The 13,899-nt window shown below is 38.5% G+C and carries 14 protein-coding genes; 13 read left to right on the top strand and 1 reads right to left on the bottom strand.

Going from position 1 to position 13,899, the window contains the following annotated elements; all coding sequences use genetic code 11:
- Nucleotides 1–78: 78 nt before the first annotated feature.
- From pepV to pnuC, 8 genes are all read left to right on the top strand, one after another.
- Nucleotides 79–1,485 (top strand): dipeptidase PepV, encoded by a 1,407-nt coding sequence (pepV, locus tag lgb_RS02865; protein ID WP_017368994.1) that lies wholly within the window; start codon nucleotides 79–81, stop codon nucleotides 1,483–1,485.
- A 242-nt stretch (nucleotides 1,486–1,727) separates the two neighbouring features.
- Nucleotides 1,728–2,789: a MupG family TIM beta-alpha barrel fold protein gene (locus lgb_RS02870; protein WP_064305294.1), complete on the top strand. Its 1,062-nt coding sequence runs from the start codon at nucleotides 1,728–1,730 to the stop codon at nucleotides 2,787–2,789.
- Entirely contained in the window at nucleotides 2,786–3,676 is an 891-nt protein-coding gene (gene murQ, locus lgb_RS02875) for an N-acetylmuramic acid 6-phosphate etherase (protein WP_019291990.1), read from the top strand. Before lgb_RS02870 ends, murQ begins: the two co-directional genes overlap by 4 nt.
- Nucleotides 3,677–3,699: 23 nt before the next feature.
- A complete protein-coding gene (locus lgb_RS02880) occupies nucleotides 3,700–5,625 on the top strand; it encodes a glucose PTS transporter subunit IIA (protein WP_019293758.1) in 1,926 nt (641 codons plus the stop codon).
- Nucleotides 5,626–5,729: 104 nt separating this feature from the next.
- A complete protein-coding gene (acpS, locus tag lgb_RS02885; protein ID WP_019291992.1) occupies nucleotides 5,730–6,092 on the top strand; it encodes a holo-ACP synthase in 363 nt (120 codons plus the stop codon).
- Between the two features lie 22 nt (nucleotides 6,093–6,114).
- On the top strand, nucleotides 6,115–7,227 hold the full coding sequence (alr, locus tag lgb_RS02890) for an alanine racemase (RefSeq protein ID WP_019293757.1): 1,113 nt from the start codon (nucleotides 6,115–6,117) through the stop codon (nucleotides 7,225–7,227).
- Between the two features lie 142 nt (nucleotides 7,228–7,369).
- A complete protein-coding gene (locus lgb_RS02895; RefSeq protein ID WP_019293756.1) occupies nucleotides 7,370–7,801 on the top strand; it encodes a Spx/MgsR family RNA polymerase-binding regulatory protein in 432 nt (143 codons plus the stop codon).
- Nucleotides 7,802–7,914: 113 nt separating this feature from the next.
- Nucleotides 7,915–8,622 carry a nicotinamide riboside transporter PnuC gene (pnuC, locus tag lgb_RS02900; protein WP_017369001.1) on the top strand — a complete coding sequence of 236 codons (708 nt, stop codon included), beginning with the start codon at nucleotides 7,915–7,917 and terminating at the stop codon, nucleotides 8,620–8,622.
- A gap of 44 nt (nucleotides 8,623–8,666) precedes the next feature.
- Here the strand turns inward: pnuC and lgb_RS02905 are convergent, their stop codons facing one another.
- Entirely contained in the window at nucleotides 8,667–8,987 is a 321-nt protein-coding gene (locus tag lgb_RS02905; RefSeq protein ID WP_019291995.1) for a DMT family transporter, read from the bottom strand.
- Between the two features lie 488 nt (nucleotides 8,988–9,475).
- On the opposite strand from lgb_RS02905, the gene lgb_RS02910 reads away from it, so the two are divergent.
- The 5 genes from lgb_RS02910 to lgb_RS02930 all read left to right on the top strand — a co-directional run bounded on the left by lgb_RS02910 (nucleotide 9,476) and on the right by lgb_RS02930 (nucleotide 13,866).
- Entirely contained in the window at nucleotides 9,476–10,189 is a 714-nt protein-coding gene (locus tag lgb_RS02910; RefSeq protein ID WP_019293755.1) for a putative ABC transporter permease, read from the top strand.
- A 107-nt stretch (nucleotides 10,190–10,296) separates the two neighbouring features.
- On the top strand, nucleotides 10,297–11,142 hold the full coding sequence (locus tag lgb_RS02915; RefSeq protein ID WP_019291997.1) for a bifunctional methylenetetrahydrofolate dehydrogenase/methenyltetrahydrofolate cyclohydrolase: 846 nt from the start codon (nucleotides 10,297–10,299) through the stop codon (nucleotides 11,140–11,142).
- 74 nt (nucleotides 11,143–11,216) lie between these two features.
- Nucleotides 11,217–12,470, top strand: a complete 1,254-nt coding sequence (gene xseA, locus lgb_RS02920; protein ID WP_019293754.1) for an exodeoxyribonuclease VII large subunit — start codon at nucleotides 11,217–11,219, stop codon at nucleotides 12,468–12,470.
- Between the two features lie 9 nt (nucleotides 12,471–12,479).
- Nucleotides 12,480–12,704 carry an exodeoxyribonuclease VII small subunit gene (locus lgb_RS02925; RefSeq protein ID WP_019293753.1) on the top strand — a complete coding sequence of 75 codons (225 nt, stop codon included), beginning with the start codon at nucleotides 12,480–12,482 and terminating at the stop codon, nucleotides 12,702–12,704.
- A gap of 106 nt (nucleotides 12,705–12,810) precedes the next feature.
- Complete coding sequence (locus lgb_RS02930) at nucleotides 12,811–13,866, top strand: glycerate kinase family protein (protein ID WP_019293752.1); 1,056 nt, start codon at nucleotides 12,811–12,813, stop codon at nucleotides 13,864–13,866.
- The last annotated feature ends 33 nt before the right edge of the window (nucleotides 13,867–13,899 follow it).

The raw sequence follows: 13,899 nt of genomic DNA on the forward strand, positions 1-13,899 counted from the left end.
TTTGGTATAATTATAGGAGTTTAGAAAACCGACTTTTTGTGAATATATTATCAAGAAGTCAAAATAATGGAGGCAATCATGACAACTATTGATTTTACTGCAGAAGTAGAAAAGCGCAAAGACGCAATGCTCGAAGATTTGTTTGAACTTCTTCGTATCGATTCAGCAATGGACATGGACAATGCGGACAAAGAAAACCCATTTGGCCCTGGACCTCGTAAAGCCCTTGACAAATTTTTGGAATTGGCTGAACGTGATGGCTACCAAACTAAAAACTATGATAACTATGTTGGTCACTTTGAATACGGAGAAGGTGATGAAGTTTTAGGCATCTTCGGTCACTTGGATGTTGTACCTGCCGGTTCTGGTTGGGATTCAAACCCATTTGAGCCTGAAATCCGTAATGGAAACCTTTACGCACGTGGAGCTTCAGACGATAAAGGCCCAACTATGGCTTGTTACTATGGTTTGAAAATCTTGAAAGACCTTGGTGTGCCATTATCTAAAAAAATCCGCTTCATCGTTGGTACAAACGAAGAAACAGGTTGGAAAGATATGGATTACTACTTTGAACACTGTGAATTGCCATTGCCAGATTTCGGATTCTCTCCAGATGCTGAGTTCCCAATCATCAATGGTGAAAAAGGTAACGTTACAGAGTACCTTCACTTTGACGGAAAAAATGCTGGTGCTGTAGTACTCCACTCTTTCAAAGCTGGTTTGGCTGAAAATATGGTCCCTGAATCTGCAACTGCAGTAATCTCAGGTGCGACAGACCTCCAAGCAAAATTGGAAGCATTTGTTGCTGAAAATGCAGACAAAAACTTACGCTTTGACCTTGAAGAATCTGACGGTAAAGCAACAGTAACGGTCTATGGTAAATCTGCACACGGTGCAATGCCATTTAAAGGTATTAACGGTGCAACTTACCTTGCTAAATTCCTTAACCAATTTGACTTTGAAGCAGGTGCAGCTGCATACATCAAACTTGCTGCTGAAACATTGATTGATGACCATGAAGGTGAAAAATTAGGTACAGCCTACAATGATGACCTTATGGGTGCAACTTCAATGAACGCTGGTGTTTGGAACTTTGACGAAAACGGTGAAGGTACAATTGCATTGAACTTCCGTTTCCCACAAGGTACTGACCAACACAAAATCAAAGCAGTTCTTGAAGCTCTTGAAGGCGTAAAAGAAGTGACTATGAACGATCACGTGATGGAACCTCACTACGTACCAATGGAAGATGAACTTGTTTCTACATTGATCAGTGTTTATGAAAAACACACTGGCCTTAAAGGTTACGAAACAGTAATCGGTGGTGGTACATTTGGTCGTCTCCTTAAACGTGGTGTTGCTTATGGCGCAATGTTTGAAGGTGAAGAAGATACAATGCACCAAGCAAATGAATACAAACCATTGGATGCTCTCTTCAAATCAGCAGTTATCTATGCTGAAGCAATTTACGAATTGGCTAAATAATATGAGAAAATTAAAATCCCCCTTATCGGGGATTTTTTTATTATTTTTTACATGAAATTTCATTCCATTATTTAAAAAACGATTCAAGATAAATTCAGTTAAACAACGGTTTTACAGGATTTATCTTTTTTATTTAAAAATAATGTGGAAAAATTTAAGTAAATTGTTGAAATAAAGTTTTGGATATGTTAAAATGAATGCGTTAACAAAAGAAATAAAGTTTCAGAGATAGAGAGGTGTTTATGTTTGGCTTTTCAATTTTTATGAATGAAGATCTTTCTACAAAAGATATTCATTATATAAAAAGTATGAAACAAGCAGGATTCAAGGGGATATTTACTTCAATGCATATTCCTGAAGATGATGCTCAAGCGTATAAAATGCGCTTAGAAAAATTAGGAGCTTGTGCTAAAGCAAACCAATTGGAGCTGATGGTAGATATTTCAGGTGAAGCTCTAGAACGTGCAGGTTACTCATTTGATCATTTAGAAGAACTTACTCACCATGGTGTCGCAGGTTTACGGATGGATTATCATATTGACAATAAACAGATTGCCAAAGCCAGCCATAAAATGAAGATTAGTTTAAATGCCAGCACGTTGGTAGAAGATGAGATAGAGGAACTAAGAAGATTAGGAGCTAACTTCTCTAATTTAGAAGCTTGGCACAACTATTATCCTCGCCCTGAAACTGGGCTGGATACGGAATATTTGCTCAAGCAGAATCAATGGTTGCAAAAATATGGTCTTAAGCGAGTTGGTTTTGTTGCTGGCGATGCTCAGAAACGTTTACCTTTAAGACTTGGACTTCCGACACTCGAAAAGCATCGGGATAGACATCCGCTGGCTGCGGCTCTTGATTTATTAAAGTATGAGACGGATGAAGTTTATATTGGCGATGGAGATTTAGCAGCAACAACGATTGATCAGTTTGAAAATTATATGCAGTGGGATAAAATAGTTTTACATGTAGAAAACCATGATTCAGCTTATTTTACGTCAGTTTTAGGAGAACATGACAATAGAAATGATCAATCTCCTGACTTGATAAGAAGTGCAAATGCCCGCTTTAAGAAGGTTGAACAAATTCAAAAAGAACATACAGAAAAGCGCAACAAAGGGGCGGTAACACTGGATAATGAACTTTATGGACGCTACATGGGTGAAACACAAGTGTGTAAAAAATCACTACCAGCTCACCCTAATATTAACGTTGTAGCGTATGTTATCGAAAAAGACAGAGATTTACTCGATGTAATTTACTCGAAGCAAAAGTTTGAATTAAAAGAAAAGGAAAGAAAATGAATTTAGAAAATTTGACAACAGAACGACGTAATGAAGAAACTTTTGGATTGGACGAAATGTCGGTCTCAACTGCTCTAGAAAAGATGAATAAGGAGGATAAAAAAGTTGCAGAAGCTGTAGAAAAAGCACTTCCGATGATTGAACCAGTTATTGAAAAAACGATTGAAAGTTTCAATCATGGGGGGCGACTTATTTATCTCGGTGCAGGGACGAGTGGACGTCTAGGTGTGCTTGATGCTGCAGAGTGTGTGCCTACTTTTGGTGTTGAAGCAAGCATGGTTGTGGGACTTATTGCAGGTGGAGAAAAAGCAATGACTCTTGCTGTGGAAGGCGCAGAGGATGACCTTGAGCTTGGAAAACAAGACTTGATTGACCTTCAGCTAACCAAAAATGACATGGTGATTGGAATTGCCGCAAGTGGACGTACCCCTTATGTGATTGGTGCGCTTGATTATGCGAAGAGTATTGGTGCACATACAGGTTCTCTAGCATGTAATATGAATGCCGAAATTAGCCAACATGCTGAATTTCCTATTGAAGTAGACTGTGGCGCTGAATTTTTGACAGGATCAACCCGCCTCAAATCAGGTACAGCACAAAAATTAATTTTGAATATGATTTCGACAATAGCGATGATTGGTATTGGAAAAGTATACAACAACTTAATGGTTGATGTGCGTCCAACAAATGAGAAATTAGTGGAGCGCAGCAAACGTATCATTATGGAGGCAACAGATTGTGATTATGAAACAGCAGAAAAAACCTTTATCCAAGCGGGAGAAGATGTTAAGCTGGCGATTGTCATGATTTTAACCAATAGTGCAAAAGATGAGGCGCAGGAAAAACTCGTACAGGCAAAAGGATTCATTAAAAATACATTGAGCTAATAAATAAAAATTAGGAGATGAAGATGGCAGAAGATAAAGTAACACGTATTGCACGGCAAATTTACGAAGAAATTGGTGGACCAGAAAACGTTCAAAGTTTAGTTCATTGTATGACGCGCGTTCGACTTTCAATGATTGACGAAACAAAAGTAGATCTTGAAAAACTTAAAGCTATTGATGGTGTTATGGGAGTTGTTGAAGGTGAAACTCTACAAGTTATCGTTGGACCAGGGACAGTAAACAAGGTAGCCCAAAAAATGGTTGATACTGTGGGTGTTAAGCTTGGCGAACCGTTTCCATACTCAGCAGGACTCAGCCTTGAAGATCGGGCAGCTCAAACCAAAAAGGCAGCCAAGGAAAAATACAATAAACCTTCAAAGATAAAAGAAGTACTGAACTCGATTTCACGTATTTTTACACCGTTGATTCCTGCCTTTGTAGGTGCCGGACTTATTGGTGGTATTGCTTCTATCCTTGCAAACTTAATCACCGCTGGCACGATTGATGGTGCGACTTTTGCACAGATTGTTGCTGTCTTAGGTGTGATTCAAAAGGGTATCTTCGCTTATTTGGTAATCTATGTGGGGATTAATGCAGCGACCGAGTTTGGGGCAACACCTTCACTTGGGGGTGTTATTGGTGCTGTGACTATGTTAACTGGGATTACACCAGAAGCACCAATTAACAATATCTTTACAGGGCAGCCATTATCTGCACAACAAGGCGGGATTATTGGCGTAATCTTTGCTGTATGGCTTTTATCTCTAGTGGAAAAGAATTTACGGAAAGTTATTCCAGATTCGATTGACATTATCGTGACGCCTACACTTTCTCTCCTTGCTATCGGACTTTTGACGATTTTCTTCATCATGCCTGTTGCGGGAACAATTTCGACATCTTTAGTAGGCGGGATTAACGCTGTACTTAATGTTGGTGGTGGATTTGCTGGCTTCCTCTTAGGTGCTCTCTTCCTGCCAATGGTTATGTTTGGCTTGCATCAAATTCTTACACCGATTCATATTGAAATGATTGACAAAACGGGTTCAACTACCTTGCTTCCAATTCTTGCCATGGCCGGAGCTGGTCAAGTCGGTGCGGCTTTGGCACTCTGGGTACGTTTACGTAAAAATAAAGAATTTGCCGAAATTGTTAAAGGTGCTTTACCTGTAGGTTTCTTAGGCATTGGTGAACCTCTTATTTATGGTGTTACACTTCCGATGGGGCGTCCATTTATTACAGCTTGTATTGGTGGAGGTATTGGCGGTGCTATTATCGGGTCACTCGGTCATGTCGGTGCCATTGCTATTGGTCCAAGTGGGATTGCTTTAATACCTTTAATTGCAGATAACCGCTGGTTGATTTACGTATTTGGTTTAATTGGTGGTTACGTTGGTGGTTTTGTTGCTACCTACTTCTTCGGCATTCCTCAATCTGAAAAAGATAAAGCAGACAACTATGGAGATGAAGAAACAGTAGTACCATCTATTGTTGCAAATCTTGATAAAACAGTTGCTTCACCGATGTCAGGGAAAATTATTCCTTTAGCGAAAGTAGAAGATGAAGTTTTTTCTAAAGGGATGCTTGGGCAAGGTTTTGGTATTCAGCCTCGTGATGGGAAAGTTTTTGCACCATTTGATGGTACAGTGACGACAGTTTTCCCTACAAAACATGCAATTGGGTTACTTAGTGACTCCGGTGTAGAAATACTTATTCATGTGGGATTAGATACAGTGTCATTAGAGGGTAAACCCTTCATCACTAAAGTAACGGACGGAAGCAAGGTTACTAAAGGCGACTTGCTTTTAGAAGCAGACTTAAAGATGATTGAAGATGCTAACTTGTCACCAGTAACTTTAGTTGTTGTTACAAATTCTGATGAATTTAAGCACATCTATATCGAAGCTCCTGAAGAAGTGGCTTCTGGTGAGCAAGTCATCATTGCAGAATAAAAAAAATAGGTTGAGTGTAAGCTCAGCCTATTTTTAATTCTTTAAGCTTAGAATAAGAAGAATGATTTTAAATAAAGTATCTGAAAATTTGGTATAATAGAAAAATGATCTACGGTATAGGAACAGATAATGTCGAGATATCGCGCATTGTCCAAGCATTGGAACGCAATGATAAATTTGCACAGCGCGTTTTGACAATAAATGAGTTTGCTCATTTTTCAAGTTTTACTTCAAAAAAACGTCAAGCTGAATTTTTAGCGGGACGTTGGGCGGCAAAAGAAGCCTTTTCAAAAGCCTTAGGAACAGGTTTTGACAGCCAGCTTTCCTTTCATCATATAGAAATTTCTAAAAATGAAAAAGGGAAACCATATTTTCTAGAACATCCCTTTGCTGGCCAAGCGCATTTGAGTATTTCACATAGCAATCTAGAAGCAGTTGCTATGGTTGTTCTTGAAAGCAAAGATTGAGTATAAAAAGAAGGTAAATAATATGAAAGCAGCACCACATCGCCATACACCAGCGATTATTAAATTATCCGCAATTGAAAATAATGTCAAAAAAATGCGCGAACATATCGGTGATAAACCAGAACTTTGGGCTGTTGTAAAAGCTAATGCTTACGGTCACGGAGCAGTTGCTGTTGCGCAGCATATTGATGGTCTTGTGGATGGTTTTTGTGTGTCCAACTTTGATGAAGCCATCGAGTTGCGTCAACAGTTGATTATTAAACCAATACTTGTACTGTCTGGTATTGTACCTGACCATGCAGAAATTGCAGCCAGTCAGCATATTACTTTAACAGCACCAAGTTTAAAGTGGCTCCAACAAGTCATTGATTCAAATAAAAATAAACACTTTTCACGTTTGCGTATCCATATCGCTGTCGATACAGGTATGGGCCGAATCGGTGTGACAACAGCCGAGGAAGCTAATCAAATTATCGAGCTAGCAGACCAATATAATATTAGTGTGCGAGGTATTTTTACACACTATGCCACTGCTGATGAAGAAGATACGACACAGTTTAAAGAACAAAAGGCAAAATTTGATGCCTTAGTTAGTCAATTGAGTCGTCGTCCAAAATATGTCCATTCGACAAATTCAGCGGCTGGCTTGTGGCAAAATCAAGAAGTGCAAGATATTGAACGTATTGGTTTAGCAATGTATGGTTTAAACCCAAGTGGTGATGAACTTGCTCTCCCTTATGAGTTGGAACCTGCTTTGAGCTTGCATTCTGAGTTGACGCATGTTAAAAAGATCCACAAGGGAGACACTGTGGGTTATGGGGCAACTTTCCGTGCAGAAGAAGATACTTATGTAGGGACTGTGTCTATTGGCTATGCGGATGGTTGGACTCGTGATATGCAAGGCTTTAAGGTCATTGTAGATGGGCAATACTGTGAAATTATTGGTCGGATTTCGATGGACCAGATGACGATACGTTTGCCGAAAAACTATGAGATGGGTACACAGGTCACACTGATTGGAAAAAATGGTGATAAAGAGATTACTGTTCAAGATATTGCCAACTGGCGTCATACGATTGGCTACGAAGTTATCTGTCTTTTATCAGATAGAATTTACCGTGTCTATGAAGAATAAAAGCTGCTTTTGTGCGGCTTTTTTTCATTACATTTTCATTTAAAAATAAGTCCTAAGTTGAGTAATTTGACAATGACTTTAAAAATGATATAATTATATTAAATACATATGAGATAAAATTAAGAAAAGTGAGGGAAGGGATATGATTAAAGTATATACTGTCATGGCTTGCAGTTCTTGCAAAAAAGCCAAAGAATGGCTAACGAATCACGAACTAGAATTCGAAGAAATCAACTTGATAACTGACAAAATAGATCCCGAAGACTTTCTTAAGATTTTCTCTTTAACGGAAAATGGAACAGAGGAGATTATTTCCACAAGAAGTCGTGCTTACAAACGCTTATCTTTGGATTTTGAACGCCTTTCCCTTCATGAGCTGGTTAAGATAATCGAGGAAAATCGTACATTATTGCGTCGCCCTTTGATCCTTGATGATAAAAGGTTGCAAGTGGGCTACAATGAAGATGACATTAGGAAGTTTTTACCACGTTCAGTACGTCGTGTCGAAATGCTTGAGGCGACCCATAATATTCGTCAGTTAGACATAGAACGAGCACTAGAAGAACAAGCATAAGAGAAAAATGGAACAGAAATTGTTTCATTTTTTTTGTGTATTTCGTAAAAGAAATTCGTTTTTTCATTCCCGTCCGTGTTATAATTTAATAATCAAATTAAAAAGAGGAAACAATGAAAAACTATATTATTTGGTTGAAACATGAACTCAAATCTATCAATACAGCTGGCAGCGTAATGCTGGCTTTTATCATAGGCGTACAGCTTGCTTTTTTTCTTACGGCGCCAATAACTTTATTGTCTGTGATTACACTTTTTGCGACTCTTGTAGGCTCGGCTTGTACGGTCTATATGATGATTGGGCGGCCGATTAATGGTTTACTCGGATTAATTAGCGCTTTCGGCTTTATTTATATTAATTGGACTGCAGGACATTATGCTTCTGTTTTAGATCAAATCGTCTTTATCGCCTTTATTGATATTCCTTTAATCCTGACTTGGAAAACCTGGGGACATCGTATTGAAAACGGTGTGAAGTTTATGACGGTCAAAGGTTGGTTTATTGCAATAGCTTTAATGCTAATCGCTTGGTGGCCAATGATGCAAGTTTATGCACATTTGGGGGATACGAACCCTTTATGGGATTCTATTACGCTGATTATTGGCGCAACAGCTTCATTACTCGTTTTCAAAGGGTATGGTGACAGTTACTCTTTATGGTTACTTTCTAATATTGTAACCATTGTATTATGGGCTACAGCATTTGCACAAGGCTACTCTGCTAGTGCATTGCCGATGCTTCTCACCATCATCTTCTATTTGGCGACAGCGCTCTATGGGAAATATTTTTCAGTATGGAAAAGAGCAAACAAAAAAGCCTAATTTAAAGCTAGGTTTTTTGTTTTCCTCTAGAAAGCCGAGACAAATCAATGACCACTTGTAACTTTTATCCCGATTAGTCCAACAACAAGCATCAGAACAAAGACCCAAGTCAGTGAAGGGACCTTGTCCTTAAAGATAAGGGCACCCACTAAGATAGCCCCGACAGCTCCAATTCCTGTCCAGATGGGATAAGCAATTCCTAAAGGAAGTTTCTTCATAGCTAAGGTCAAAAATCCAAAACTAACAAGCATTCCGATAATCGTTAAAATATCATACTTGATGATAGAAAAACCTTGACTTAACTTCATTGTTGAAGCCCAAACAACTTCAAAGATTCCCGCTAGAAATAAAAAAATCCACGACATATTACACCTCTTTCGAAAAGATTATTGAGCTAGCGTTAAAGGACCAGAAAAGAGCTAGCAAGTGATAAATAAAAAGAGTCATGTCAACTAACCACAAGGCCTAAGGTTAGTTGGCATGACTCTGATAAGCATCGCTCCGGCGAGTGATACTTTAGTCCTTCTTTATTATATTATCATTATTTCACATTTGCTACCTAAGGTCAAGTTCTAGACTTGCGAGATATGAAATGAGCAGCAAAGAGATAAGCATCGAAGCTGATTTTTATCAGCCATCATGAAAGGGATAGTAAGATAAAAGTTAGAGGAGAGATTTAACTCAAATAATAAAACTGCTATAATAAAAACAGATAAATTTAAACAAAAAAGGAGTCCATGGTAAATGTACTATGGACTCCGGGTTGATTTATACTTTTATTCTATCACTAAATCAGAGGTTTAGCTGACAATTTGATTATTATTTTGAAAAGTTTATGTAATGGAGGATGATAATGAATCTTTTTATGACCTTTATAATCTATTCGGTCATTGGCTGGCTTTGGGAGACAGTCTATTGTTTAGTTAAATATAAACGTTTTGTTTTCTGCGGTGTACTCTTGGGTCCGTATTGCCCAGTCTATGGCTGCAGTATCGCTACGATTCTTCTTTTAACAAGAGATATTCAAAATTCCCATCATCTTTTTCTACTCTATTTATTTATCGTCTTAATTGTTACGCTTATTGAATATATCGGCAGCTGGATATTGGAAAAGTTATTTAACATGAAGTTATGGGATTATTCAAATCTTCCCTTAAATTTTCAAGGAAGGGTAGCTCTTCCTATTTCTTTATTTTGGGGTATAGGTGGTTTGGTATTGATCAAGCTTATTAATCCAGTCATCCAAGATTTTTTGAGGGGATTACTAACAGTAACAGGCGATACACTTGTATTTATACTAGTGCTTATTTTTCTAGCCGATGTTGTTTCCACATTTAGCTTTACACTATCAGCTAAAAAGGATTTCATGCCGCTTGTTGATTCTTCGGACAATCAAAATCCTAACTTGAAAGAATTGAGGTTCCAGCATATTTTTGTTGCTGATAAACCCTCAACTAATCGTCAAAAAATATTGGAATGGCTTAGCAATAAACCGACCAAGTTTAAGTATTATAACTTAAAAAGGATTATCAAAAATCATCCTAATATCAAAATTATCAAAAAATAATAGCCAGATTCTGGTACTTTAGCTGAAAACGAACGTTCCCGAAAAATTTTTTCGAATCACGAAACACCTATTGGCACATATTTATGGAGTCTGATATAATAAATAGTATGAAAATAATTGATGGAAAAGCCCTTGCTGAAAAGATGCAAGAAGAACTCAAAAATAGAGTTATCAAACTGAAAGAACAAGGCATTCAGCCAGGACTCGCTGTCATTTTGATTGGAGAAAATCCAGCCAGTCAAGTTTATGTGCGAAATAAAGAGCGTGTAGCTGCAAAGCTTGGATTTAAGTCAGAAGTGATTCGGCTTCCTGAAACAACGTCTGAAGCGGAGCTGTTAGAGCTTATTGAAAGCTTTAACGAGGATCACTCTTGGCACGGAATTCTTGTGCAGTTGCCGCTGCCTTCACATATATCAGAAGAAAAAGTCTTACTCGCGATTTCTCCTGAAAAAGATGTAGATGGCTTTCATCCAATAAACATGGGTAAATTGTGGAGCGGAGCGCCATTAATGATTCCTTCAACACCAGCAGGAATCATGGAAATGTTCCGTGCTTATAATGTTGAACTTGCAGGAAAAAAAGCTGTTGTTGTGGGACGCTCTAATATCGTTGGAAAACCGATGGCACAACTGATGATGATGGCTAATGCTACTGTTACTATTGCACATTCACGTACAGAAAATCTTTCTGAACTTACACGTTCTGCTGATATTTTAGTCGTAGCCATTGGCCAAGACCGTTTTATCAAAGCAGAAGATGTAAAAGAAGGGGCAACAGTTATTGATGTCGGTATGAACCGTGATGAGAATGGAAAACTTCATGGAGATGTTGACTTTGAACAGGTGAAAGAAATTGCTGGATTAATCACGCCAGTACCTGGAGGCGTGGGTCCGATGACAATCACTATGTTGATGGAACAGACTGTACGTGCAGCAGAAGCCTCTGTAAAATAAAAAAGAAAATTTCGTCCAGATTTATTTACAAGTCAGTACATGTAGATAAGCAGTGGATTTAGAAAGATTAAGGCATGACAGAGTATTTAACCGTATCAACTCTAACAAAATACTTAAAAGCAAAGTTTGACCGCGATCCATATTTGGAACGCGTTTATTTGACCGGAGAAATTTCTAACTTTCGCCAACGACCTAATCATCAATATTTTGCAATTAAAGACGAAAAGTCTGTCATACAAGCAACGATGTGGGCAGGTCAATTTAAAAAGCTCGATTTTAAACTTGAAGATGGAATGAAGGTGCTTGTAACAGGGCGTATCAGTCTTTATGCTCCATCAGGTTCTTATTCTATTAATATTGAAAATATTGTACCTGATGGTATCGGCGCTTTGGCAGTTAAGTTTGAACAGTTGAAGAAAAAGCTAACAGCGGAGGGATTATTTAATCCACAATGGAAGCAAGAGTTGCCGCTTTTTTCCAAAAAAATTGCAGTAATTACTAGTCCTTCTGGAGCTGTTATTCGAGACATTATTACTACCGTAAATCGCCGCTTTCCGATGAGTCAGATATTACTCTATCCGACAAAAGTTCAAGGCGCTGGCGCTGCGGAAGAAATCGCCGCAAATATTGAAGCAGTGAATAATCGATCTGATATCGATATTCTTATCGTTGGACGTGGAGGAGGATCGATCGAAGACCTTTGGTGTTTTAATGAAGAGATTGTCGTTCGTGCTATCTTTGAGTCTCGTATTCCCGTTATTTCTTCGGTTGGTCACGAGACGGATACGACCTTGGCGGATTTTGTTGCAGATCGCAGAGCAGCTACACCAACAGCCGCAGCTGAACTTGCAACTCCTAATACAAAACTAGATTTGCTTGCTTGGTCAAATGACCAAGAACTTCGTATGAGAAATCGTGTAACACACCTCATCAAGGTCCAAAGAGAACGGGTGGAAAAGTTATCAAATTCGGTTGTTTTTCGTCAGCCAGAACGTCTCTATGATGGCCATATTCAGAAAATCGATCACCTCACGAGCCGTTTACAAAATCTAACTGAAACTAAGCTGAGTCGTGAGAAACACCGTTATGAACTAATATCAGGAAAACTAGTACCTGCTTTTGCAAAAAGCTATGAACAAAAGAAAAATCAAGTTGATAACTTGGTACAGGCGCTTCTGTTGATGGATATTAGTAAAATCAAGGCGCGTGGTTTTTCAGTGGTAACTGCGAATGATGGTAAAATTATAAAGAGTGTTCACGATGTTCGAGCTGGTGAGACAGTGAATATCGATTTGAGTGATGGCACCGTTCATGCAGAAATAAAGTAAAGGATACATATGGCAATAAAAAAAGAAGCAAAATTTGAAGAAAATTTAGCAGAACTCGAAACAATCGTAAAAAAACTAGAAAGCGGAGATGTGGCTTTAGAAGATGCCATCTCTGAATTTCAAAAAGGAATGCTCCTTTCTGAAAAACTCAAAACAACATTAAATGAAGCCGAAAAAACACTGGTAAAAATCGTCGGAAAAGACGGATCTGAGAGTGAATTTTTAGGAGAATAAAAAGATTGCTTAGGCAATCTTTTTTTGTTATGGCTTCCTGAATTAATTTTTTACACAAAGGTTTGGTGCTATAATAACACTAGCAAGTAAAAGTGAGGAAAAAAATATGAAAGTAGTAGTAGCGATAGATTCTTTCAAGGGATCAGCCACGAGTGCTGAGTTGAATCAGGCAGTAAAAACTGCGATTTTATCTACATTTCCCAAAATCAAGGTTGCGACGTTTGAAATTGCTGATGGGGGCGAAGGGAGTGTGTCCGCTCTTCAATCTGGTTTAGAGGGAAAACTTATTAATGTTAAAACGGTTGATTTAATGCAACGTCCCATGCAAGCCTCCTATTTACTCATCGATGAGCGTCTGGCTGTGATTGAGGCAGCTGAGGTGGTCGGTATCGATAAAATAAAACCAAATGAAAAGACAATCAAAGAAGCCACAACTTTCGGACTTGGTGCCTTATTTCTTGATGCTAAAAAAAGAGGAGCGACTGAGATTATTCTAAGCCTGGGAGGGAGTGGCACCTCTGATGGTGGGTTGGGCCTTTTGGAAGCTTTAGAAGCTGAAGATTTTTCGGAGATAAAAATTACAGGCTTAGCAGATGTTACTAATGTTTATGCTGGCGCTGAAGGATATGCCAAAGTTTTTGGAAAGCAAAAAGGTGGGACAGCAGAAATTCTGGAACAACAGGATAGAGCTGCACAAGCTTTTGTCCAAAAGATAAAAAAAGAGAGAAAGATTGATTTACAAAAGATTCCAGGGACAGGTGCAGCTGGTGGTTTAGGTGGTGCTCTTATCCTACTAGGGGGTACACTTGAGCCTGGATTTAATAAAATAGCTGAGCTTTTAAAGATTGAAGAAGCAATCAAAACGGCAGATTTGATTATTACAGGCGAAGGGCAGATGGATTTCCAAACAGCCAAGGGCAAAGTTCCGTTTGGAATGGCAAAGCTGGGAGCGAAATATCATGTCCCTACAATCGCTTTTTGTGGCAGTTTATCGGAGGATTTAGGAGAGATGAATAAGGTTTTACTGGCAAGTTATAGCATTCAGAGAAAGGTGCTTCCTTTAGCAAAAGCAATGGAAAAAGAAGTAACGCTAAAAAACATTGAAGTGTTAACGAAAAATGTTCTGAAAACATGGTGTTCTGGACAAAATGATTGTCAATAAAGACTTGTGGCACTGAATTTTGGTCATGTTTGA

This window comes from Lactococcus petauri, from assembly GCF_023499275.1.
Classification (GTDB): Bacteria; Bacillota; Bacilli; order Lactobacillales; family Streptococcaceae; genus Lactococcus; species Lactococcus petauri.

What these genes read in the sequence shown, in the direction of transcription:
- pepV (WP_017368994.1), top strand. Translation starts at nt 79, where the DNA reads ATGACAACTATTGATTTTACTGCAGAAGTAGAAAAGCGCAAAGACGCA.
- lgb_RS02870 (WP_064305294.1), top strand. Translation starts at nt 1,728, where the DNA reads ATGTTTGGCTTTTCAATTTTTATGAATGAAGATCTTTCTACAAAAGAT.
- murQ (WP_019291990.1), top strand. Translation starts at nt 2,786, where the DNA reads ATGAATTTAGAAAATTTGACAACAGAACGACGTAATGAAGAAACTTTT.
- lgb_RS02880 (WP_019293758.1), top strand. Translation starts at nt 3,700, where the DNA reads ATGGCAGAAGATAAAGTAACACGTATTGCACGGCAAATTTACGAAGAA.
- acpS (WP_019291992.1), top strand. Translation starts at nt 5,730, where the DNA reads ATGATCTACGGTATAGGAACAGATAATGTCGAGATATCGCGCATTGTC.
- alr (WP_019293757.1), top strand. Translation starts at nt 6,115, where the DNA reads ATGAAAGCAGCACCACATCGCCATACACCAGCGATTATTAAATTATCC.
- lgb_RS02895 (WP_019293756.1), top strand. Translation starts at nt 7,370, where the DNA reads ATGATTAAAGTATATACTGTCATGGCTTGCAGTTCTTGCAAAAAAGCC.
- pnuC (WP_017369001.1), top strand. Translation starts at nt 7,915, where the DNA reads ATGAAAAACTATATTATTTGGTTGAAACATGAACTCAAATCTATCAAT.
- lgb_RS02905 (WP_019291995.1), bottom strand. Translation starts at nt 8,987, where the DNA reads ATGTCGTGGATTTTTTTATTTCTAGCGGGAATCTTTGAAGTTGTTTGG.
- lgb_RS02910 (WP_019293755.1), top strand. Translation starts at nt 9,476, where the DNA reads ATGAATCTTTTTATGACCTTTATAATCTATTCGGTCATTGGCTGGCTT.
- lgb_RS02915 (WP_019291997.1), top strand. Translation starts at nt 10,297, where the DNA reads ATGAAAATAATTGATGGAAAAGCCCTTGCTGAAAAGATGCAAGAAGAA.
- xseA (WP_019293754.1), top strand. Translation starts at nt 11,217, where the DNA reads ATGACAGAGTATTTAACCGTATCAACTCTAACAAAATACTTAAAAGCA.
- lgb_RS02925 (WP_019293753.1), top strand. Translation starts at nt 12,480, where the DNA reads ATGGCAATAAAAAAAGAAGCAAAATTTGAAGAAAATTTAGCAGAACTC.
- lgb_RS02930 (WP_019293752.1), top strand. Translation starts at nt 12,811, where the DNA reads ATGAAAGTAGTAGTAGCGATAGATTCTTTCAAGGGATCAGCCACGAGT.